The following is a 21,765-nucleotide window of genomic DNA, read 5'->3' as shown; positions in this document are numbered from 1 at the left end:
CCCCTTCCTGCCCTTTCGCACTCACGATGTTCGACCGCCCCGATACAACGAAACTCCTGTTCGGCCGTCTGAGCTGGGAGGCCATTCCGCTGCACGAGCCGATCCTGCTGGCGACCTTCGCCATGGTGCTGCTGGGCGGCCTCGCGGTCGCCGGCGGACTGACCTACTGCCGCGCCTGGGGCACGCTATGGCGCGACTGGATCACGAGCATCGACCACAAGAAGATCGGCATCATGTACATCATCTTGGGCCTGGTGATGCTGCTGCGCGGCTTCGCCGACGCGCTGATGATGCGGGCCCAGCAGGCGGTCGCCTTCCGCGACTCGGCGGGCTACCTGCCGCCGCACCACTACGACCAGATCTTCACGGCCCACGGCGTGATCATGATCTTCTTCGTGGCGATGCCGCTCGTCACCGGCCTGATGAACTTCGTCGTGCCGCTGCAGATCGGCGCACGCGACGTGGCCTTCCCCTTCCTGAACAACTTCAGCTTCTGGATGACCGCCTGCGGCGCCGGGCTGACGATGATGTCGCTGTTCGTCGGCGAATTCGCGCGCACCGGCTGGCTGGCCTACCCGCCGCTGTCGGGCATCGCCTACAGCCCCGACGTGGGGGTCGACTACTACATCTGGTCGCTGCAGATCGCCGGGGTCGGCACGCTGCTGTCGGGGGTCAACCTGATCGCCACCATCGTGAAGATGCGCGCGCCCGGCATGACGCTGATGAAGATGCCGGTCTTCACCTGGACCGCGCTGTGCACCAACGTGCTGATCGTCGCGGCCTTCCCGGTGCTGACCGCGGTGCTGGCGCTGCTCTCGCTGGACCGCTACGTCGGCACGAACTTCTTCACGAACGACCTCGGCGGCAACGCCATGATGTACGTGAACCTGATCTGGATCTGGGGCCACCCGGAGGTCTACATCCTGGTGCTGCCGGTGTTCGGCATCTTCTCCGAGGTGGTGTCCACCTTCTCGGGCAAGCGCCTGTTCGGCTACGCGTCGATGGTCTACGCCACGGTGGTCATCACCATCCTGTCCTACCTGGTCTGGCTGCACCACTTCTTCACGATGGGCTCGGGCGCCAGCGTCAACTCCTTCTTCGGGATCACGACGATGATCATCTCGATCCCGACCGGCGCGAAGATCTTCAATTGGCTGTTCACGATGTACCGCGGCCGCATCCGCTTCGAGGTGCCGATGCTGTGGACGGTGGGCTTCATGGTCACCTTCGTGATCGGCGGCATGACCGGCGTGCTGCTGGCGGTGCCGCCGGCCGACTTCGTGCTGCACAACAGCCTGTTCCTGATCGCGCACTTCCACAACGTGATCATCGGCGGCGTGCTGTTCGGGCTGCTGGCCGGCATCACCTACTGGTACCCGAAGGCCTTCGGCTACAAGCTCGATCCGTTCTGGGGCAAGTGCTCGTTCTGGTTCTGGCTGACGGGCTTCTACTTCGCCTTCATGCCGCTCTACGTGCTCGGGCTGATGGGCGTCACGCGCCGCCTGAGCCACTTCGAGGACCCGTCGCTGCAGATCTGGTTCCAGGTCGCCGCCTTCGGTGCGGTGCTGATCACGCTGGGCATCGCCTGCTTCGCGATCCAGCTCGTCGTGAGCTACCGCCGCCGCGAGGCCCTGCGCGACGTGACCGGCGATCCGTGGGACGGCCGCACGCTCGAGTGGTCGACCGCCTCGCCGCCGCCGGCCTACAACTTCGCGTTCACGCCGCTGGTGCACGACAACGACGCCTGGTACGACATGAAATCGCGCCAGTACACGCGGCCGCGCGAGGGCTTCATCCCGATCCACATGCCGAAGAACACCGGCGCCGGCTTCGTGATCGCGGCGATCAGCACGGTCTGTGCGTTCGCGCTGATCTGGCACATGTGGCTGGTCGCCGGCGTGAGCTTCGCGGTGCTGATGGTCGCGATCATCGTCCACACCTTCAACTACCAGCGCGACTTCCACATCCCGGCCGACGAGGTGATCCGCGTCGAAGGGGAGCGCACCCGCTTGCTCGCCGCCCATGTCTGATACCGCCTTCTTTGCCCCGGCGGCGGCGAGCGCCGTGAGCGCACCGACCGCGCCACGCTTCCATGTGGTCGGCGAGCATCACGCCGAGAACGGCACGCTGCTCGGCTTCTGGCTCTACCTGATGAGCGATTGCCTCGTCTTCGCCTGTCTGTTCGCGATGTATGGCGTGCTGGGGCGCAGCTACGCCGGCGGCCCCACGGGCGCCGAGCTGTTCGACCTGAAGCTGGTGGCCGTCAACACCTCGCTGCTGCTGCTCTCGTCGATCACCTATGGCTTCGCGATGCTGGAGATGCAGCGCAAGCGGCAGGGCGCGACGCTGCTGTGGCTGGCCATCACCGGCCTGTTCGGCGCCGGTTTCATCGGGCTGGAGCTGTACGAGTTCGCGCACCTGATCCACGAAGGGGCCGCGCCGCAGCGCAGCGCCTTCCTGTCGTCGTTCTTCACACTGGTCGGCACGCACGGCCTGCATGTGAGCTTCGGCCTGGTCTGGCTGGTCACGTTGATGCTGCAGGTCGGCCGACACGGGCTGATCGCCGAGAACCGGCGCCGGCTGATGTGCCTGTCGATGTTCTGGCACTTCCTGGACGTCGTCTGGATCGGCGTCTTCACCTTCGTCTACCTGATGGGAGTGCTGCCATGAGCACGCCGGGCCGTCCCAAGAGCGAATACCGGAGTGCATTGCACGGAGGAACCTCGATGAGCGCGCCGGTCGAAACGTCTCACCACGACGGCCACCATGACGACGATGCCGGGCACAGCACGCTGAAGGGCTACGTCGTTGGCTTCGTTCTGTCGCTGGTCCTGACCGCGATCCCGTTCTGGCTGGTCATGGGCAAGGTGCTCGCCACGTCCAGCCTCACGGCCGTCGCCATCCTCGCGTTCGCGGTCGTGCAGATCGTCGTGCACATGGTCTACTTCCTGCACATGAACGCAAAATCCGAAGGTGGATGGACGATCCTGGCGCTGATCTTCACGCTCGTGCTCGTGGTCATCACGCTGAGCGGCTCACTGTGGGTGATGTACCACCTCAACCACAACATGATGCCGGCGTCGATGCACGAAGTGCGCAACATGCCCTGAGGCCGGCAGGCCGCGCTTCGGCCGTGTCCCGCGTTGCTGCGCAGGCCCCGAGCGGCCGCGGTCCGCGCTCGGCGGGCGTCTTGGCGGCGCTCGCCCTCGCCGCCCTTCTCGCTTTTTCGACCTTGGTAGCGCTCGGCAGCTGGCAGGTCCAGCGGCGTGCCTGGAAAGCCGCGCTGATCACGCGCATCGAGCAGCGCGTCCATGCCCCGGCCGTCGAGGCGCCGGAGCGTGAACGCTGGCCGCTCGTCAGCGCCGAGGGCGACGAATACCGCCACGTGCGCGTGACCGGCCACTTCCTCCACGACCGGGAAACGCAGGTGCAGGCCGCCACCGTGCTCGGCGCCGGCCACTGGGTGCTGACACCGCTGCAACGGACCGACGGCACGGTGGTACTCGTCAACCGCGGTTTCGTGCCCCCCGGGCGGCGCGACCGGCCATCGCGCAGCGCCGCCGGGCCGGTCGACGAATCCACCGTGACCGGCCTGCTGCGGCCGAGCGAGCCGGGCGGCGGTTTCCTGCGTCGCAACGACGTGGCGGCCGAGCGCTGGACGTCACGCGACGTCGAGGCCATCGCCGCGGCGCGCGGGCTGGCGAATGTTGCGCCCTATTTCATCGATGCCGAGGCGGCCCCGGCGGTGGCTGGCAGCGGCAACCCGACCGAGGACGGCGCGCCGGTCGGCGGACTGACGGTGATCGCCTTCGCCGACAACCACCTGGCCTATGCATTCACCTGGTATGCGCTGGCATTGATGGTCGCCGGCGCCGCGTGGCTGGTCGGCCGCGACGAATGGCGACTGCGGCAGGGCCATCGCGGAGAACGGCGCCTCGACCCAGAAGCTGCAGGGGGCGGCGGTGCGGCGCGAAACTGACCCGGTGGTGCCTGGCAGCCGCGCGGTGCGCTCCAGCGCCGCGATCGTGGACACGTCCACGGGGCTCAACAACGTCCGGCAGCTCATCCAGCTGCGCTGGATCGCGGTGATGGGCCAGATCGCGACGATCGCGGTCGTGCATTTCGGCTTCGGCATCCAGCTGCCGCTCGGGCCGATGTCGGCCACGCTGGCCTGCCTGGTGGCTTTCAACATCGCGAGCCAGGCACGCTGGCGCACGCGACAGCGGGTCGCCAACCGCGAGCTGTTCGTTGCGCTGCTGGTCGACGTCGGCACGCTCACCGCCCAGCTCTACCTGAGCGGCGGTGCGACCAACCCCTTTGTCTTCCTCTACCTGCTGCAGGTCATTCTCGGTGCGGTGCTGCTCAAGCCGTGGTCCACCTGGACGCTGGTCGCGATCACCGGCGCGTGCTTCGCCGGTCTGACGCTGTTCTACCGCCCCTTGCCGCTGCCGCCAGATCACGGCAGCGGCCTCGCCAGCCCGTACATCCAGGGCCTGCTGATCTGCTTTGCGCTCAACGCGGCCCTGCTGGTGATCTTCGTCACGCGCATCGAGCGCAACCTGCGCAAGCGCGATGCCCGCCTGGCCGACCTGCGCCAGCGCGCGGCGGAGGAAGAGCACATCGTCCGCATGGGTCTGCTGGCTTCGGGTGCGGCCCACGAGCTGGGCACACCGCTGTCCACGCTGTCCGTCATCCTCGGGGACTGGCAGCATCTGCCGCACTTCAGCTCCGACCCGGAACTGCTTGCCGAAGTCTGCGAGATGCAGTCGCAGATCGAGCGCTGCAAGGCGATCGTGACCGGCATCCTGCTGTCGGCCGGCGAGGCACGCGGCGAGGCTCCGGTCGCAACGACGGTCGGCCGCTTCCTCGACGAGTTGGTGGAGGAATGGCGCGCGACGCGCCCGGCGGCGGGGACCTTCACCTACGCCAATCGCTTCGGCGAGGACCTGACGATCGTCTCCGACCCGGCGCTCAAGCAGACGATCCACAACGTGCTCGACAATGCGCTCGAGGCGTCACCGCGCTGGATCGGCCTGGAAGCCTCGCGCGATGGCGACATCCTGGTCTTGACGGTGCTCGACGCGGGCCCCGGATTTGCCCCGGAGATGCTGGCACAGTTCGGCAAGCCCTACCAGTCGAGCAAGGGGCGCCCCGGTGGCGGCCTGGGGCTCTTTCTGGTGGTCAACGTCGCGCGCACGCTGGGCGGCAGCGTGACGGCCGGCAACCGGCCCAACGGCGGCGGCGTCGTCGCGATCCGACTGCCGCTGTCGGCGATCACTTTCGATGAACCGCAAGACCATGGAGACTGAGCGCCTGCTGCTGATCGCCGAGGACGACGCCTCGTTCGCACGGACGCTGAGCCGCTCGTTCGAACGGCGTGGCTACACGGTGCTGCTGGCGGCGGACCTGGCGGCCGTCAGCACGCTGCTGCAGGGCCGTTCGCCCGGTTACGCGGTCGTGGACCTCAAGCTCGCCGGCGGCACGTCCGGACTGGCCTGCGTGCAGGCGCTGCACGCCCATGATCCCGACATGCTGATCGTGGTACTCACCGGCTACGCCAGCATCGCCACGGCGGTCGAGGCCATCAAGCTCGGCGCCTGTCACTACCTCGCGAAGCCGTCCAACACCGACGACATCGAGGCCGCCTTCAGCCGCGCCGAGGGCAATGCAGCGATCGGCCTGACCGAGCGACCCACGTCGATCAAGACGCTCGAATGGGAGCGCATCCACGAGACGCTGGCCGACACCGGCTTCAATATTTCCGAGACCGCCCGACGGCTCGGCATGCACCGGCGCACGCTGGCGCGCAAGCTCGAGAAGCAGCGCGTCAAGTGAGCGGCCAGCTGCCCAGCACCTCGTGCTGCGACAGGCCCACGTGGCTGACCACCAGATCGAACGAGCGGGCATGGAAGCCGACCGGCGGGATCGCATGGCGGGCCACGGCGCGGTGGTGGTCGTAGTGCAGGGTCATGTGGGGTTCGAAACGATGCTCCGGCCGGAACCCGGCATCCGCCATCGCGCACGCGAGCGCGAGACGCAGACCGCGCACCGGCTCGACACCCGTCCCGCCGAGCAGGACGTAGGGCCCGGCCGCCCCGAACGTCATCGCGTGGTCGAACACGACGTCGAACGCCGCGAAGCGCACGGTCGCCGCGGCATGGCGCGCCGCCGTGAGGGCCGTCTCGTCGACGTCGTGTCCGACCAGATCGAGCGTGACATGCAGTCGCCGAGCCGCGATCGAACGGCCGGTCAGCCCATGAGCAGCGGTCAGCTCGGCGGCGTGCGCCGCAATGCGCCGCGCATCGTCAGGTGCCGGCCGCAGCGCAAAGAAGCAGGTCAGGGTCGACGACGGTCCCGGGCCGGCCTGACCGGAGGCGCCGCCGCGCGGGCCGGACGGCGCCGGCGAGGCCGCCGGGGACTCGAAAAGCGAGGACTGCCGTTCCATGCGGTTTTATACCGCGCCGGATCGGCGCCCCGCGCTCATTCCCACTCAATTGTCAATGGTCGGTCGCGGCTCAGAGTGAAAACTCGCTGTGCGCCGTCCGAGAAATGGCACCGTACCGACAAATTTACCGTCGCGTTCGAGAGCGCCTCAGAGGGCTCTTTGCTCTCGATCTCACTCAGAGATGGTTCGCTACAGCGATTGGAGTGCGAAATGGGCATGTCCTGCAACGCAATGACGGTATCGACGGCTTGCTCCAGGGGGCGGAGACGGTATTCAAGAGCAGTCTGACGGTATCAGGACCTCCCCTGGTCGTGAGCCGAGCGCTTCACCGGTCGGTGGACCACGATGCATCCAGCTGCTGTCTGTTAATCCGTAGGTCCCTGGTTCGAGCCCAGGTCGGGGAGCCAAGAAAAGCCAGTCAGATCAAGGCCTTGCAGCGATGCAAGGCCTTTGTCTTAGTGGGTCACGTCCACGGATATTGGAAGAATATTGGAAGCGTTCCAATATCCAGCAGTTGAGGCGCCTACCGGTCTGATGCCTGATGGTGGAGGAAAACGGGGGAGCCACATGCGCCGTCACGTGAGGAGGCTCGCGCTTTGGCGTTCACGATTTCTGACCCACCCTTCCTCGCGCCGGGCGCCTGCTTGCTGACCAGCGCCGTCCACTCCCTTCTTGCTCCTCGCATCACGTCGACGCGATGTAACACAAGTCTGCACTGCGGACTGGGCTCCGGCCCCCTAAAAAGCGATACCGCGTTTACCCGCTCCCACAACTGCGTGCTACATCTTTTGCGTAGCAGATGCTACCTTTGGTTTCCGACGGGAACCCCTCTCTCTGAGAGCAAAAAGATGACGTACGTACTGGGCATTTCTGCCTTCTACCATGATGCGGCAGCCGTCTTGGTGCGAGACGGCGAGATCGTGGCGGCGGCGCAGGAAGAGCGCTTTTCGCGCAAGAAGCACGATCCGAGATTTCCCGCACGAGCGATCAATTACTGTCTTGGCGAAGCGTTCATCGATCCGGCCGAATTGGCTGCGGTCGCGTTTTACGACAATCCGCGGCTCACGTTTGATCGCGTGACCAAGAACGCGGTCACGGTCGCGCCGGCCGGACGCGACCAGTTCGTGGCCGCGTGCCGCACACTGCTGGGCACGAAGGCCTGTCTCGCCGACGCGCTCGAATCATGTCTCGGGCATGCCCCGCGGCTGCTCGTCACGCCGCATCACATGGCGCATGCCGCAAGCTGTTTTTATCCATCGTCCTTCGAGAACGCGACGATTCTGACGATCGACGGCGTTGGCGAATGGGCGACTTGCACGATCGGCGCGGGCACTGGATCCCACGTCGACCTGCTCGAGGAAATTCGCTATCCGCATTCCCTTGGCCTGCTTTACAGCGCATTCACCTACTACTGCGGCTTCAAGGTGAACTCCGGTGAATACAAGTTGATGGGACTTGCGCCGTATGGTGAACCGCGCTTTGCCCAGCGCATTCGCGACGAGTTGGTGGACGTCAAGGAAGACGGTTCGTTCCGACTGAACACCGAGGCGTTCGGCTATCTCGATTCACCCTTCATGACCAACGCGCGCTTCGATGAACTCTTCGGCGGACCGGCGCGCGCCGCGGACACCATGATCACGCGGCGCGAGATGGACCTCGCGGCGTCGATCCAGCAGGTGGCGGAAGAGATCGTGCTCAAGTTGGTTAAGCACGCCGTCGCGCTCACCGGCCATCGTTCGCTGGTCATGGCTGGCGGTGTCGCGCTCAACTGCGTTGCCAATGGACGAGTGTTGCGCGAATCGGGTCTAGACGGTTTGTTCGTACAGCCGGCCGCCGGTGATGCCGGCGGCGCGCTGGGCGCGGCATTGCTGGCTTCGCACGAGTTGTTCGGGGCGCCGCGTGTCGTCACTCCCCGCCGCGACTCACTCCGAGGCAGCTACCTCGGCCCCGCATTCTCGACCGACGAGGTCGAAGACTTCGTGGATCGCAACGAAGCGCCCAGCCACCATGTGCCGAATGCCGATGATCGGGCGCGGCGTGTTGCCGATGCGCTGGCGGACGGAAACGTCGTCGGGTTCTTCAGCGGGCGGATGGAATTCGGGCCGCGTTCGCTGGGGTCGCGTTCGATTCTGGGTGATCCGCGCAACCCCGACATGCAAAGCCGCATGAATCTCAAGATCAAGTTCCGTGAGAGCTTCCGGCCATTCGCTCCGGCCGTATTGGCCGAACACGCGGCCGACTACTTTGCAATCGACAGCAAGAGTCCGTACATGCTGGTGACGGCGCCGGTGAAATCCTCGCGGCAGCGGGCAATGGCGCACGCGGTTACCGAGGGCGACGACATGTTGTCGATCCTGAACCAGCCCCGCAGCGACATTCCAGCGGTCACCCACGTGGACTACAGCGCGCGCGTCCAGACGGTGGATGGCGACGCCGATCCCGGCTTCCGTCGACTGCTTACCGCATTCCACGAAAAGACCGGATGCGCAGTGCTCGTGAACACCTCGTTCAACGTGCGCGGTGAGCCGATCGTGTGCACGCCGCAGGATGCCTACCGCTGCTTCATGCGCACCGGCATGGATCTGCTGGTGCTCGAAGACCGGCTGCTGTGGAAACACGAGCAGCCTGCCTTGCCCACTGATGACAAATGGAAGAACGAGTATGAGCCAGACTGAATCCGCAAAATTGTCGGGCGCCCTTTTCGACGACGTGCTCGTTCCACTCGCCGAAGCACGACGCACCAGCGGAGCGCCGCCGTATTTCCCGCCGTGGAAGGACGCGACGGTGTCGAGCTACTTCGTGCGCTCGGAAGTCACCCGCTTGACGTCGACGGACTTCGAGTTTCCCGGTGATGGCTACGCCGAAGGGCTGGTCGATTCTCTCGAGGCCTGGTGGCGAGAACACGGCGACCGCGAACTGGCCGTCGCCGCGCCGCGTCTCAAGGCAGTGGCAAACGCGTTGCGCAGCGAAGCCGTCCAGGACGACGGCAGCGTCGACATCTTCTGCTACACGCTGTTCTGAGATCCGGGGCACAACATGGCGGCGCCCTATGACGAGATCGAAGCCGATATGTGGCGGTGGATGCGGGAATTCGTGTCGGTCAAGAACGAGTTCTACGGCGCCAAGTTTCCGCCCTGTCCATTCGCGCAGAAAGCCCTGCTCACACAAACGGTGGACGTCGCCGTCTGGCAGAGCGGCGACGTGCGGCGCTTTATCCGCGAATGTGCACTCGACATGCGCGACTCACCCAAGTTGACGACACGCGTGATGGCGTTCCCCCCGCGCGTCCAAATGGCGTGGGGCATCAACGATTTCGTTGAAGCGCTCAATCGCGAAGTCATCAAAGACAACGTGTTTCTGAATACGGGCGTCGCGAAGACCAGTATCAGCAAGTATCCTGGATCGGGCGGGCTACCCTATTTCATGGTCGTGGCCAACAGTCTCGAGCCGGTGCTCAAGGGCGCAGAAGCGCTGCAGAAAACGGACTACTACAAGGAATGGCCCGCCGGCCACTACGAAATAGTCGTCGAACGCCGCGAGCGCATGGCGAAGCGGTACGGCAAGCACACGGAGCCAGACCATCTCTAAGTCACTGATGCGATATCACCCGGGCATCGGCTATACCTACATGCCGAATGCGAAGTTGCGGGTGCAGGGGGCACACGGCGGCTATCTCGTACGGACGAACGCGGCTGGATATAGGTCCGAGCGCGAGTTCGTGCCCGACAAGCGCCCCGACGTCTTCCGGGTGATGCTGTTCGGCGATTCACAAACGGCGGGCGACGGCACGTCCAACGCGTTTCGCTATAGCGATCTGCTGGAGCGCGCGGTGCCGAATCTCGAGGTCTACAACTATGCGCTCTCCGGCACCGCCACCGATCAGCAGTTTCTCGCCTTCAAGGAAAATGCATCGGTCCAGCACGACCTGATCGTTATTGGGCTGTTCGTGGAGAATATTCGGCGCGTGTCTCGCCGCATTATCAAAGCGCGCGATGTAACTGGCGAGGAATACTTGCGCCCCAAGCCGTACTACGAGTTGGAGCACGACCAGTTGGTATTGCACAACGTGCCAGTGCCCCCGCAGACGTGGACCGAAGAGACGCTACCCAGAGAACTGCTGCCCCATGTCTACGCGTTTGGAGAGGAGAATTCATTCTTCAAAAGCCCGTCAACGCAGCATGCGTCGGTGATCAAGCGGCTGGTTCCGGCGGGTCCGGTGCGAAGCGCGCTGAAGGCATTGGTGTCACCTTTCCGGAAGTGGAACCCCTTGCCCGACTATGACTCGCCTCAAAAGCCAGGGTGGTTGCTGCTCCGCAAAATACTCGCGGCGTGGATCGCAGAGAGCAAGGTGCCTGTCCTGGTGGTACCGTTGCCGCACGACTCGTCGTTCACCGGCTTGAGCGATCCGAGCAGCTATCAGGCCCGTTTTCGCGAGCTGGCGCGGGACACCGGATGCCGCGTATTCGACCCCCTCCCGGACCTGATGAAACTCGACGATCCGGCTCGAGCTGCCTTGTGGTCAACCGACTACGGGCACTTCTCGGTACAGGGACACGAAGCGATAGCGCGCCTGCTGACCCCGGTGGTGCGGCAGTTCATGTCCGGACGTGCGCAGACGTGACGGTAGGTGTTGAGGTGCGCAAACCCTGGGAGTGGATGAACTGGGGGAGTCCGTTCAGAACGTTGAGAGCTCGGGTGACCTGAATCCCGGGAAGCGCTGCCGGAAGTGCTCCTCGAGTCGGCCATCTAGAAGTTCGACGCGGACCTGCAGCATGAAGTGCGCTGACTTGCGCCGCGAGTTCGGCCTCTAGCCGCGCTACTTCCGAGCGTCTTCTGCCTTCTTGGCATCGGTCCGGTAGCGCGCCCGCGGTCCCCACAGCCTCTTTCAGGGCCCGATCTCTACACAGCACGTGGAGTGTTTTGCGTGGCGGCGCCGGCACCGGCACGACTCATCGAGCGGGGCAAGTTCGGGATCTCGGTGTGGACCAGCGTGCTGCTGGATAAGTTTCTCTACGGCCGCCCGAGTCATTGCCTGCTGCAGGATCTGGGTGACCGTGGACTGCAGATGTCGCCGGCTGGCACGTGTTCAACTGTCGACGTTTATTCCGACAGCCTACGGTGAACAACACGCCGCTGCCGACAACATGAAACCCAACGCTTTTTCGCTTCCAATATCCAGCGGTTCGGATCATCCCTTCCCAGGCCTTGCTGAAGTGAAACGGACAAGAAATATTGGAAGCGCCACCCCCCGAAGTGAGCATTCATGCGGGTTGGCGGGCAGATCGAGCGGTAGCCTGTCAATCCGTAGGTCCCTGGTTCGAGCCCAGGTCGGGGAGCCAAGATAGACAAGAGTCAGCGGGTTTGCGCCTGCTGACTTTTTTGCTTTTTGGGATTGACTGGTGCCAGTCTGGTGCCAGTCTGGTGCCAGTTTTGCGGCGATTGAATCTTTGCCACTGCGGCAAGAGATGCATTGTGTGTGAACAGCGACGACATCCTTGAAAGACACTTGCTCGCCGCAGGCCTGCCAGCCTAGGCGTCCGGATACCGTCAGGACGCCTGGGGCGCCTCTGGATCGAGTGGAACGTCGTGGGACGCTAAATCCTTGTCCCTACAGCGAAATCGGGTTGTCTTGGGATGCTCGGAAACACCGTGGGACGATGTTGGCTCATTCCCACTCGATCGTTGCAGGCGGTTTCGACGAAACGTCGTAGGTCACGCGGTTGATGCCGCGCACCTCGTTGATGATGCGGCCCGACGTGCGCTTGAGCAGCGCATACGGCAGTTCGGCCCAGTCGGCGGTCATGAAGTCGCTGGTCTGCACCGCGCGCAGCGCCACCACGTAGTCGTAGGTGCGGCCGTCACCCATCACGCCCACGCTCTTGACCGGCAGGAAGACCACGAAGGCCTGGCTGGTGAGCGCGTACCAGGTCTTGCCGGTCGCCGGGTCGACGGTGTTGCGCAGTTCCTCGATGAAGATCGCGTCCGCGCGGCGCAGCAGGTCGGCGTAGTCCTTCCTGACCTCGCCGAGGATGCGCACGCCCAGGCCGGGGCCCGGGAACGGGTGGCGGTAGACCATGTCCGGCGGCAGGCCGAGTGCGACGCCGAGCTCGCGCACCTCGTCCTTGAACAGCTCGCGCAGCGGCTCGAGCAGCTTCAGGCCCAGCGTCTCGGGCAGGCCACCGACGTTGTGGTGGCTCTTGATGGTGGTGGCCTTCTTGCTCGCACCGCCCGACTCGATCACGTCGGGGTAGATCGTGCCCTGCGCCAGCCACTTGGCGGACTCGAGCTTCTTCGCCTCGGCCTGGAAGACCTCGACGAACTCGCGGCCGATGATCTTGCGCTTGGCCTCGGGGTCGCTGACGCCGGCCAGGTGGCCGAGGAACTGCTCTGCCGCGTCGACGTGCACGACCTTGGCATGCAGCCGGCCGGCGAACATCTCCATCACCATCGCGCCCTCGTTCAGGCGCAGCAGGCCGTGGTCGACGAACACGCAGGTGAGCTGGTCGCCGATCGCGCAGTGGATCAGCGCCGCTGCGACGCTGGAGTCGACGCCGCCGGACAACCCCAGGATCACCTCCTCGTCGCCCACCTGCTCGCGGATCCGCGCCACCGCCTCGGCGATGTAGTCCCTCATCACCCAGTCGGGCTTGGCCTTCGCGATCTCGAGCACGAAGCGCTCCAGCAGCGCGCGGCCCTGCACCGTGTGCGTGACCTCGGGGTGGAACTGCAGCGCGTAGTAGCCGCGCGACTCGTCGGCGATGCCGGCGATCGGGCAGCTCGGCGTGCTGGCCATCAGCTTGAAGCCGGGCGGCAGCTTGGTGACCTTGTCGCCGTGGCTCATCCACACCTTGAGCATGCCGTGGCCTTCGGCGGTGCTGAAGTCCTCGATGCCGTCGAGCAGCTTCGTGTGGCCGTGGGCCCGCACCTCGGCGTAGCCGAACTCGCGGTGCGCACTGGCTTCGACCTCGCCGCCCTGCTGCACCACCATCGTGAACATGCCGTAGCAGATGCCCAGCACCGGCACGCCCAGCTCCCACACCGCCTGCGGCGCGCGCAGGTCGTGTGCCTCGTAGGTGCTGGCGTGGCTGCCCGACAGGATGATGCCCCTGGGTGCGAACTCGCGGATGAACGCGTCCGACACGTCGTTCGGATGGATCTCGCAGTACACCTGCGCCTCGCGCACGCGCCGCGCGATCAGCTGCGTGACCTGGGAGCCGAAGTCGAGGATGAGGATCTTGTCGTGCATGGTGAAAGGCTCGAAACGGTTCAGACAGGAGACTCGGTCGCGATGGCCGCGGCGCGCCGGCTGCGCTGCGCGCGGAAATGCCGCAGCGCCAGCAGCATGGCCGTCGCCTGCAGCGCGGCGCAGAAGTAGTAGGGCGTGCCGATGCGCCAGTCGCCCTGCGGCAAATGCGACACCATGCCGAGCAGTGGTGCGCCGATCAGCGGCGCGACCACGGCCATCAGGCTGTTGAGCGAGGACACGGCCCCCATCGTCTGGCCTTGGGTGCGCGGATCGGCGGCATTCGAGACGATGCTCTGAAGACAGGCCGTGACACCGAAGCCGAGCACATTGCAGCCGATCACGGCATACATCATCCAGCCCTCGGTCGCCAGGCCCCAACACAGGTAGGCGAGGCTCGACGACACCAGCCCGGTCACCGCGAGCCGCTGGGCGCTGAAGCGCTTGAGCAGCCGGCCGAGCAGCATGCCCTGCACCAGCGCCGACATCATCCCCACGGCGAACAGCGACCAGCCGTTCTGCAGCGGCCCCCAGCCGAACTTGAAGGTCGTGTAGAGCACCCAGGTGATGTGCAGCATGAACTGCACCAGGCCCGACAAGGCCAGCACCGCCACCAGCGAACCGACGCCTTTCAGCTCGGCCAGCCCCTTCAGGGCGCTGAAGGGATTGGCGCGCCGCCAGTCGATCTCCCGGCGGCGCTCGGCGGGCAGCGACTCGGGCAACACGAACCAGCCGTACAGGCAGTTCAGCAGCGCCAGGCTGCCTGCCACGTAGAACGGCAGGCGCAGGTCGATGGCCCCGAGCAGGCCGCCGATCACCGGCCCGAGGATGAAGCCGAGGCCGAACATCGCGCCCAGCAGGCCGAAGCGCCGTGCACGCTGCTCGGGTGGCGTGATGTCGGCCACGTAGGCGTTGGCCACCGCGGCATTGGCCTGCATCGCCCCGCCGACCAGGCGCACCGCGATCAGCATCCACAGCGCCGTCGACAGCGCCGTGAAGAAGAAGTTGAGCGCCAGGCCGCAGAAGCCGATCAGCAACACCGGACGGCGGCCATAGCGGTCGGACAGCGCACCGAGGATCGGCGAGCCGAAGAAGTTCGCGAACGCGAAGGCAAAGGTGACCACGCCGAACCAGAACGCCGTGTCGACCTGCGAGCCGGTGAAACTGCCGACGAGCAAGGGCAGCACCGGGATGATCAGGCCGATCGACACCATGTCGATCAGCACCGTGATCAGGATGAAGGGCATGGCCGCTACACGGGCCCGCGGCGGGGAGGTCATCGGCTCGGTCTTTCCGGCCCGCCGCCAGGGCGGGCGCCACGGCACGGCGCGCCAGAGGCGAGCCGCGATGGCGGTTCAGTCGGCGCGGTAATTCGGCGCTTCCTTGGTGATCTGCACGTCGTGCACGTGACTTTCGCGGATGCCGGCCGAGGTGATCTCGACGAACTCGGCGCGCTCGTGCATCTCGTCCACCGTGGCGCAACCGCAGTAGCCCATCGAGGCGCGCAGGCCGCCGGCCATCTGGAACAGGATCGCGATCACCGAGCCCTTGTAAGGCACGCGGCCCTCGATGCCTTCGGGCACCAGCTTGTCGGCGTTCGGGTTGGCGCCGGTGTTGTCCTGGAAGTAGCGGTCGGCACTGCCTTCCTGCATGGCGCCGATCGAGCCCATGCCGCGGTAGCTCTTGTAGCTGCGCCCCTGGTACAGCACGATCTCGCCCGGCGACTCTTCGGTGCCGGCGAACATGCCGCCCATCATCACGGTGCTGGCCCCGGCGGCCAGGGCCTTGGCGATGTCGCCGGAGTAGCGGACGCCGCCGTCGGCGATCAGCGGCACGCCGCTGCCCTTCAGCGCGGTGGCGACATTGTCGATCGCGGTGATCTGCGGCACGCCGACGCCGGCGACGATGCGGGTGGTGCAGATCGACCCCGGCCCGATGCCGACCTTCACGCCATCGGCGCCGGCCTCGACCAGCGCCAGCGCCGCGCCGCCAGTGGCGATGTTGCCGCCGATCACGTCGACCTGCGGATAGTGGCTCTTGACCCAGCGCACCCGCTCGATCACGCCCTTGCTGTGGCCGTGGGCGGTGTCGACGACGATCACGTCGACACCGGCCTTCACCAGCGCCTCGACACGCTCCTCGGTGCCCTCGCCGACGCCGACCGCGGCACCGACGCGCAGCTTGCCCTGGGCGTCGCGCGCGGCGTTCGGGAAGTTGGTCTGCTTGGTGATGTCCTTGACGGTGAACAGACCGCGCAGTTCGTTGGCGGCATTCACCACCGCCACGCGCTCGAGCTTGTGGCGGTGCATCAGCGCCTTGGCTTCCTCGAGCGTCGCGCCCTCCTTCACCGAGATGAGCCGCTCGCGCGGCGTCATGATCTCGCGCACCGGCGCATCGAGCCGGGTCTCGAAGCGCAGGTCCCGGCCGGTGACGATGCCGACCACCTTGCCGTCATCGACCACCGGGAAGCCCGAAATGCCGTGCTGGCGGGACAGCTCGATCACGTCACGCACCCGCACGCCGGACGAGATGGTGATCGGGTCGCGCAACAGGCCCGACTCGTAGCGCTTGACGCGCGAGACTTCGGCGGCCTGCTGCTTGGGGCTGAGGTTCTTGTGGACGATGCCGATACCGCCCTCCTGCGCCAGCGCGATCGCGAGGCGGGCCTCGGTCACGGTGTCCATCGCGGCGGACGCCAGCGGCAGGTTCAGCGTGATGTTGCGAGACAGGCGCGTCGCCAGGCTGGTATCGCGTGGCAGGACCTGGGAGAAGGCGGGCACCAGCAACACATCGTCGAAGGTGAGTGCTTTGCCGAGAAGGCGCATGGGAAAAGCTCCAGTCGCAAAAGCAAATTATACGGAGGCAGGCGTCTGCGGCGCGCCGGCGTGCGGAATGCACGCTTGCCGCGGCTGCCTTGCCCGCAGCGCACCGCCGCGGCGGCCAACCACGAGGCGGCCGCTAAACTTGCGGCATGACCGCAAACTCCTCACGCTGGCTCGGTGCCTTGCTCAGCGCCTGCGCGCTCGTTGTCTGCCTGCCGGCCCAGGCGCAGTGGAAGTGGCGCGACACGCGCGGCCAGATCCAGTACAGCGACCTGCCGCCACCTGCCGGCACACCCGCGAAGGACATCCTGCAGCGGCCCTACGTCGCCGCCCCGATGGTCACCCAGGCCGCCAGTGCGGCCTCCGCGCCGGCCGCCGCGGCCAGCGCCACCGACCCGACGCTCGAAGCCAAGCGCAAGCAGGCCGAGCAGGAGGACGCCGCCAAACGCCACGCCGACGAGGCCCGCGTGGCACAGCAGAAGGCGCAAAACTGTGACCGGGCCAGAGCCTACATGCGCTCGCTCGACAGTGGCCAGCGCATCGCCCGCACCAACGACAAGGGCGAGCGCGAGATCCTCGACGATGCGGCGCGCGCCCACGAAGTCGAGCAGACCCGCCAGACCATGGCGAGCGAGTGCCGCTGAGCAGCCGCTCCGCTCAGCGAACGGGCTTGCGGGCTCCCTGTCGTTCGCTCTGGCGGCGGTAGCGCAGGCGCCGGGCTTCCTTCGGATCCACCGTCAGCGGACGGTACAGTTCGACGCGATCGCCATCGCGCAGCAGTTCACCCGGCGGGCACAAGCGCCCCCACAGGCCAAGCCGCTGCACCGTCAGATCGATCGCCGGGTAGCGCTGCAGCAAGCCGCTCGCCTGCAGGGCTTGCAAGGCGGTGCTGCCTTCGACCAGCGTCAACTCGACGCGGTCGACCGTCCGCCCGAGCGGGCTGTAGACAACCTCCACGCGCACCGGTCGGTCTTCAGCGGGGTCCATGCACCTGCTCTGCCCGCCTGACGAAGGAGTCCACCAGGGTGCCGGCGATGCGGTCGAACACCGGGCTGATCACGGCCTCGAGCGCCTTGCTGCTGAATGCGTAGCGCAGGTCGAACTCGACGCGGCAGGCTCGCGGTGCATCGCCGCCATCGGCCGGTGCGCCCAGGGTGACGAATTGCCAGATGCCCTCGAGCTGCGAGAACGGCCCGTCGACCAGCGAGACGACGACCGACTGGCCGGGTATGTGGGCGTTGCGCGTGGTGAACGCGTGGCGCACGCCGTGGTAGGCCAGGTGCAAGCGGGCTGTCATGCTCCCCTCCTGCGATTCGAGCACCTCGGTGCGTTCGCACCACGGCAGGAACTTCGGATAGTCGGGCACGGCGGTGACGAGGTCGTACATCTCGCGCGCCGAGTACCACAGCAGAACTGACTTTTTCACGTGCTTCATAGAATGATGAGATTCTATTGAGGGGCTTCATGGCCATCGCAGACAACAAGAAGGCCCGCTTCAACTACACCATCGAGGAGCAGTTCGAGGCCGGCATGGTGCTCGAAGGCTGGGAGGTCAAGGCCATCCGCGCCGGCCAGGTGCAGCTGACCGACGGCTACGTCGTCATCAAGGACGGCGAGCTGTTCCTGATCGGCTGCCGCATCAACCCGCTCAACACCGCATCGACCCACGTCCATCCGCAGGCCGACCGGACCAAGAAGCTGCTGATGAAGAAGGACGAGATCCGTCGTCTGGTCGGCAAGGTCGAGCAGAAGGGCTACACGCTCGTGCCGCTGAACCTGCACTACAAGGGCGGACGCGTGAAGGCCGACGTCGCCCTCGCCAAGGGCAAGGACCTGCACGACAAGCGCGAGACCGAGAAGAAGCGCGACTGGGAGCGGGAGAAAGGCCAGCTGATGCGGCACAAGATCAGCAGCCCCCGCAAGGACGCCTGAGCGCCGCGCACCGTCCAGGCCTCAGACCTGTAGCGCTGCCAGGGCCTGCTCCAGGTCGGCCTGCAGGTCCTCCACGGCCTCCAGCCCGACCGAGAAGCGCACCAGCGTGCCCTGCCCCGCCGCCGCGGGCCCGCGCAGCGCGGCCAGGTCGTAGGGCACCGCCAGGCTCATCGGGCCGCCCCACGAATAGCCGATCTTGAACAGCCGGAGCGCATCGACGAAGGCGTCGACCTGTGGCGCCGTGTAGCGCGCATCGAACACCACCGAGAACAGCCCCGCCGCGGCGCGGCAGCTGCCGGCCCAGTGCGCGTGGCCGGGCGCCCCGGCCAGCGCCGGGTGCAGCACCTGGGCGACCTCGGGCCGCGTCTGCCACCACGCCGCCAGGCGGCGCGCGGCAGCGTCGTGCGCGGCGTAGCGCAGCGCCAGCGTCGGCAGCGAGCGCAGCACGAACTCCACGTCGTTCGCGCCGACCCCCAGGCCCAGGCGCATGTGCGTCATCTTCAGGCGCTGGTGCAGGGCCTCGTCGCGCGTGGTCACCGAGCCCATCAGCAGGTCGGCGCCACCCGAGGGGTACTTGGTCAGCGCATGCATCGAAATGTCGACACCTTGCTCGAAGGGCGCGAAGGCGACGCCCGCGCCCCAGGTGTTGTCGAGCGCGGTCGTCACGCCGCGCGCCCGGCAGGCGGCCACCAGGCCGGCCAGGTCGGGGAACTCCATCGTCACCGAACCCGCCGCCTCGAGCCAGACGAGCCGCGTCTGCGGCCCGATCATCGCGGCCAATCCAGCGGCATCCAGCGGATCGTACAGCCGGTGCGTGACACCGAGGCGCGCCAGCTCCTGCCGCGCCAGCTCCTTGCCCGGGCCGTAGGCATTGGCCGGCAGCAGCACCTCGTCGCCCGCCTTCAGCAGGGCCAGGTCCACCAGCACGATCGCCGCGAGGCCACTGGGCGCCAGCAGGGTCTGCCGCCCGCCTTCGAGCGTCGCGATGCGTTCCTCGAGCATGAAGGTGGTCGGCGTGCCGTGCAGTCCGTAGGTGTAGCCGGTCTTCTCCTTCCAGCTGCGCGCGCGCAAGGCCGCCACGTTGCGGAAGATCACCGTCGAGGCCTTGTGCACCGCCGGCGGCACCGCGCTGAAGCCGGCCGGCGGCTCGTAAGGATGGTGGATCAGGCCTGTGGTGAGCGGATCGTCGCCGCGGCGCTCGTCGCTCATGCCGTACTCACGTCGGCTGCCCGACGAGATCGTGGCCCTGCGTGCCGACGATGCGCGCGCGGGTGAACTCGCCGACGCGCAGCTGCTTCGAGGCCTTCAGCGGCGCCAGCAGGTGCACGACGCCGTCGATCTCGGGCGCGTCGGCATAGCTGCGGCCGCGGCCGCCCTTCTTGCCGAGCGCCGGCGCGGCATCGATCAGCACCTGCATCTCGGCCCCGACGCGCTCGCGCAGCTTCTCGGCCGACACCGCCTCGGCCACCGCCATGAAGCGGGCCCGGCGCTCCTCGCGCACGGCCTCGGGCAAGGCACCGGCGAGTTCGTTCGCGCTGGCGCCTTCGACCGGGGAATAGGCAAAGCAACCGGCCCGGTCGATGCGGGCCTCGCGCATGAAGTCGAGCAGGTGCTCGAACTCGGATTCGGTCTCGCCGGGGAAGCCGGCGATGAAGGTGGAGCGCACCACGATCTGCGGGCAGGCCTCGCGCCAGCGCTGCAGGCGCTCCAGGTTCTTCTCGCCGTTGGCGGGGCGCTTCATGCGCTTGAGCACGTCGGGGTGGGCGTGCTGGAACGGCACGTCGAGGTAGGGCAGCACGCGGCCGGCCGCCATCAGCGGCAGGATCTCGTCGACATGCGGGTAGGGGTAGACGTAGTGCAGCCGCACCCAGGCGCCATGGGGTTCGGCGAGTTCGCCCAGGCGCTCGACCAGCTCGGTCATGCGCGTCTTGACCGGCTTGCCGTCCCAGAAGCCGGTGCGGTACTTCACGTCGACGCCGTAAGCCGAGGTGTCCTGGCTGATCACCAGCAGCTCCTTCACGCCCGACTCGAACAGCGCGCGCGCTTCGTTCAGCACATCGCCGATCGGCCGCGACACCAGGTCGCCGCGCATGCTGGGGATGATGCAGAAGCTGCAGCGGTGGTTGCAGCCCTCGCTGATCTTCAGGTAGGCGTAGTGCCTGGGCGTGAGCTTCACGCCGTAGGCCGGCACCAGGTCGACGAAGGGGTCGTGCGGCTTGGGCACGTGCACGTGCACCGCGTCCATCACCTCCTGCGTCGCGTGCGGCCCGGTCACGGCCAGCACGCTCGGGTGCATCTGGCGCACCAGGTTGCCGCCGCCTTCGCCCGCCTTGGCACCCAGGCAGCCAGTGACGATGACCCTGCCGTTCTCGGCCAGCGCCTCGCCGATGGTGTCGAGGCTCTCCTTCACCGCGTCGTCGATGAAGCCGCAGGTGTTGACGATCACCAGGTCGGCGCCGGCGAAACTCTTGGAAGTGTCGTAGCCCTCGGCGCGCAACTGCGTGAGGATGAGCTCCGAATCGGTCAGCGCCTTGGGGCAGCCGAGCGACACGAAGCCGATCTTGGGGATGTTGCGGGAGGCGGCATCGCCCACGGTCGGGGCGGTGGTGTCCACTACAGCAGTCTGGGTCATCGGCGGATTTTCGCCGATCCCGGCCGATCGCCCCGCGCGAAAGGCCGGAGCGGGCCTACCGGCCCTATTTCTTGGCGCCGGTGGTCGCCGAGAACAGGCTCTCGGTCTGCTTGTGCATCTGCTCCTGCATCTGCACGAACAGGTTCTTCGACTGGTCGAGGTAGCTGCTCATCAGGCCCTGCATCATCGGCGCCTGCACGCTCATGAACTGTGCCCACAGCTCGGGGCTGTAGGCCTTGCCTGCGCCCAGGCCGGTCTGTTCGGCAAAGCGGCTCTGCATCTCGGTGAAGGCCTGGATGTTCTTCTCGAGGTAGGAGCCGAGCAGGCCCTGCATGGTGTGGCCGTACAGGCGGATGATGTGGGCCAGCACCGGCGTCGTGAACATCGGCATGCCGCCGGTCTCGGCCTCCAGGATGATCTGCAGCAGGATGCTGCGCGTCAGGTCCTCGCCGGTTTTGGCGTCGCGCACGACGAAACTCTCGCTGTCGAGCACCATCTGCCGCACGTCGGCCAGCGTGATGTAGCCGCTGGTCTGGGTGTCGTACAAGCGGCGGTTCGGGTACTTCTTCAGAACCCGGATGCTGCCCGCTTCATCCGGGCCCTCGTCGGCCTTGGCCGGACTGCTGCGCGGAGACCGGACTTTCGCTTGCGTCATGGGAACCACTCCAGAGAAGGGCTCCCATTCTAGAAG

At 66.5% G+C, this 21,765-nt stretch carries 21 protein-coding genes and 1 tRNA gene; 13 read left to right on the top strand and 9 right to left on the bottom strand.

From position 1 onward, the window contains the following. Positions 1-26 precede the first annotated feature (26 nt). The 6 genes from cyoB to ACQY9S_RS05685 are packed head-to-tail and all read left to right on the top strand — an operon-like array spanning position 27 to position 5,835. Positions 27-2,030 carry a cytochrome o ubiquinol oxidase subunit I gene (gene cyoB, locus ACQY9S_RS05710; protein WP_428423779.1) on the top strand — a complete coding sequence of 668 codons (2,004 nt, stop codon included), beginning with the start codon at positions 27-29 and terminating at the stop codon, positions 2,028-2,030. After that, positions 2,023-2,670, top strand: coding sequence for a cytochrome o ubiquinol oxidase subunit III (gene cyoC, locus ACQY9S_RS05705; protein WP_428423777.1), 648 nt, complete (start codon positions 2,023-2,025; stop codon positions 2,668-2,670). The genes cyoB and cyoC overlap by 8 nt, the downstream gene beginning before the upstream one ends. 56 nt (positions 2,671-2,726) lie before the next feature. Further along, positions 2,727-3,110 (top strand): cytochrome o ubiquinol oxidase subunit IV, encoded by a 384-nt coding sequence (gene cyoD / locus ACQY9S_RS05700; protein ID WP_428425590.1) that lies wholly within the window; start codon positions 2,727-2,729, stop codon positions 3,108-3,110. Between the two features lie 23 nt (positions 3,111-3,133). After that, positions 3,134-3,979 carry an SURF1 family protein gene (locus ACQY9S_RS05695; RefSeq protein WP_428423775.1) on the top strand — a complete coding sequence of 282 codons (846 nt, stop codon included), beginning with the start codon at positions 3,134-3,136 and terminating at the stop codon, positions 3,977-3,979. Positions 3,980-4,004: 25 nt separating this feature from the next. Beyond that, positions 4,005-5,309 carry an ATP-binding protein gene (locus ACQY9S_RS05690; RefSeq protein WP_428425588.1) on the top strand — a complete coding sequence of 435 codons (1,305 nt, stop codon included), beginning with the start codon at positions 4,005-4,007 and terminating at the stop codon, positions 5,307-5,309. Beyond that, the gene (locus tag ACQY9S_RS05685) at positions 5,299-5,835 is read left to right on the top strand and encodes a response regulator transcription factor (protein WP_428425586.1); all 537 of its coding nucleotides are present in this window, start codon (positions 5,299-5,301) and stop codon (positions 5,833-5,835) included. The genes ACQY9S_RS05690 and ACQY9S_RS05685 overlap by 11 nt, the downstream gene beginning before the upstream one ends. Here the strand turns inward: ACQY9S_RS05685 and ACQY9S_RS05680 are convergent. Then, positions 5,828-6,445: a 2'-5' RNA ligase family protein gene (locus tag ACQY9S_RS05680; protein ID WP_428423773.1), complete on the bottom strand. Its 618-nt coding sequence runs from the start codon at positions 6,443-6,445 to the stop codon at positions 5,828-5,830. The genes ACQY9S_RS05685 and ACQY9S_RS05680 overlap by 8 nt on opposite strands. A 302-nt stretch (positions 6,446-6,747) precedes the next feature. Between ACQY9S_RS05680 and ACQY9S_RS05675 the strand changes: the two genes are divergently transcribed. The 5 genes from ACQY9S_RS05675 (at position 6,748) to ACQY9S_RS05655 (ending at position 11,066) form a co-directional block, all read left to right on the top strand. Then, positions 6,748-6,852 (top strand) — tRNA-Asn (locus ACQY9S_RS05675). Between the two features lie 441 nt (positions 6,853-7,293). Then, the gene (locus tag ACQY9S_RS05670; RefSeq protein ID WP_428423771.1) at positions 7,294-9,120 is read left to right on the top strand and encodes a carbamoyltransferase family protein; all 1,827 of its coding nucleotides are present in this window, start codon (positions 7,294-7,296) and stop codon (positions 9,118-9,120) included. Positions 9,121-9,130: 10 nt separating this feature from the next. Then, positions 9,131-9,466, top strand: a complete 336-nt coding sequence (locus tag ACQY9S_RS05665; RefSeq protein ID WP_428423769.1) for a hypothetical protein — start codon at positions 9,131-9,133, stop codon at positions 9,464-9,466. A gap of 15 nt (positions 9,467-9,481) precedes the next feature. Then, positions 9,482-10,033 carry a hypothetical protein gene (locus tag ACQY9S_RS05660; protein WP_428423767.1) on the top strand — a complete coding sequence of 184 codons (552 nt, stop codon included), beginning with the start codon at positions 9,482-9,484 and terminating at the stop codon, positions 10,031-10,033. Positions 10,034-10,040: 7 nt separating this feature from the next. Then, positions 10,041-11,066: an SGNH/GDSL hydrolase family protein gene (locus ACQY9S_RS05655; protein WP_428423765.1), complete on the top strand. Its 1,026-nt coding sequence runs from the start codon at positions 10,041-10,043 to the stop codon at positions 11,064-11,066. Between the two features lie 1,044 nt (positions 11,067-12,110). On the opposite strand, the gene guaA is transcribed toward ACQY9S_RS05655, so the two are convergent. From guaA to guaB, 3 genes are all read right to left on the bottom strand, one after another. Then, positions 12,111-13,691, bottom strand: a complete 1,581-nt coding sequence (gene guaA, locus ACQY9S_RS05650; RefSeq protein ID WP_428423763.1) for a glutamine-hydrolyzing GMP synthase — start codon at positions 13,689-13,691, stop codon at positions 12,111-12,113. Between the two features lie 20 nt (positions 13,692-13,711). Further along, complete coding sequence (locus ACQY9S_RS05645) at positions 13,712-14,968, bottom strand: MFS transporter (RefSeq protein WP_428423761.1); 1,257 nt, start codon at positions 14,966-14,968, stop codon at positions 13,712-13,714. A 75-nt stretch (positions 14,969-15,043) separates the two neighbouring features. After that, complete coding sequence (guaB, locus tag ACQY9S_RS05640) at positions 15,044-16,513, bottom strand: IMP dehydrogenase (RefSeq protein ID WP_428423759.1); 1,470 nt, start codon at positions 16,511-16,513, stop codon at positions 15,044-15,046. A 146-nt stretch (positions 16,514-16,659) separates the two neighbouring features. Here guaB and ACQY9S_RS05635 point away from each other — a divergent pair, with 146 nt between their 5' ends. Beyond that, positions 16,660-17,154 (top strand): DUF4124 domain-containing protein, encoded by a 495-nt coding sequence (locus tag ACQY9S_RS05635; protein WP_428423757.1) that lies wholly within the window; start codon positions 16,660-16,662, stop codon positions 17,152-17,154. A gap of 13 nt (positions 17,155-17,167) precedes the next feature. Here the strand turns inward: ACQY9S_RS05635 and ACQY9S_RS05630 are convergent, their stop codons facing one another. Both ACQY9S_RS05630 and ACQY9S_RS05625 read right to left on the bottom strand, forming a co-directional pair. Continuing rightward, positions 17,168-17,497: an RnfH family protein gene (locus ACQY9S_RS05630; protein ID WP_428423755.1), complete on the bottom strand. Its 330-nt coding sequence runs from the start codon at positions 17,495-17,497 to the stop codon at positions 17,168-17,170. Continuing rightward, positions 17,484-17,945, bottom strand: coding sequence for a type II toxin-antitoxin system RatA family toxin (locus tag ACQY9S_RS05625; RefSeq protein ID WP_428423753.1), 462 nt, complete (start codon positions 17,943-17,945; stop codon positions 17,484-17,486). Before ACQY9S_RS05625 ends, ACQY9S_RS05630 begins: the two co-directional genes overlap by 14 nt. A 29-nt stretch (positions 17,946-17,974) precedes the next feature. On the opposite strand from ACQY9S_RS05625, the gene smpB reads away from it, so the two are divergent. Next, positions 17,975-18,442, top strand: a complete 468-nt coding sequence (gene smpB / locus ACQY9S_RS05620; RefSeq protein ID WP_428423751.1) for an SsrA-binding protein SmpB — start codon at positions 17,975-17,977, stop codon at positions 18,440-18,442. Between the two features lie 21 nt (positions 18,443-18,463). On the opposite strand, the gene ACQY9S_RS05615 is transcribed toward smpB, so the two are convergent. The 3 genes from ACQY9S_RS05615 to phaR form a co-directional block, all read right to left on the bottom strand. Then, positions 18,464-19,651 carry a cystathionine beta-lyase gene (locus ACQY9S_RS05615; RefSeq protein WP_428423749.1) on the bottom strand — a complete coding sequence of 396 codons (1,188 nt, stop codon included), beginning with the start codon at positions 19,649-19,651 and terminating at the stop codon, positions 18,464-18,466. Between the two features lie 7 nt (positions 19,652-19,658). Continuing rightward, positions 19,659-21,074, bottom strand: coding sequence for a 30S ribosomal protein S12 methylthiotransferase RimO (gene rimO / locus ACQY9S_RS05610; RefSeq protein ID WP_428423747.1), 1,416 nt, complete (start codon positions 21,072-21,074; stop codon positions 19,659-19,661). Between the two features lie 64 nt (positions 21,075-21,138). Continuing rightward, complete coding sequence (phaR, locus tag ACQY9S_RS05605; protein ID WP_428423745.1) at positions 21,139-21,729, bottom strand: polyhydroxyalkanoate synthesis repressor PhaR; 591 nt, start codon at positions 21,727-21,729, stop codon at positions 21,139-21,141. Positions 21,730-21,765: the final 36 nt, after the last annotated feature.

This window comes from Methylibium sp., assembly GCF_965279545.1.
Lineage (GTDB): Bacteria > Pseudomonadota > Gammaproteobacteria > Burkholderiales > Burkholderiaceae_C > Methylibium.
This window is presented reverse-complemented; position numbering and strand designations above follow the sequence as displayed.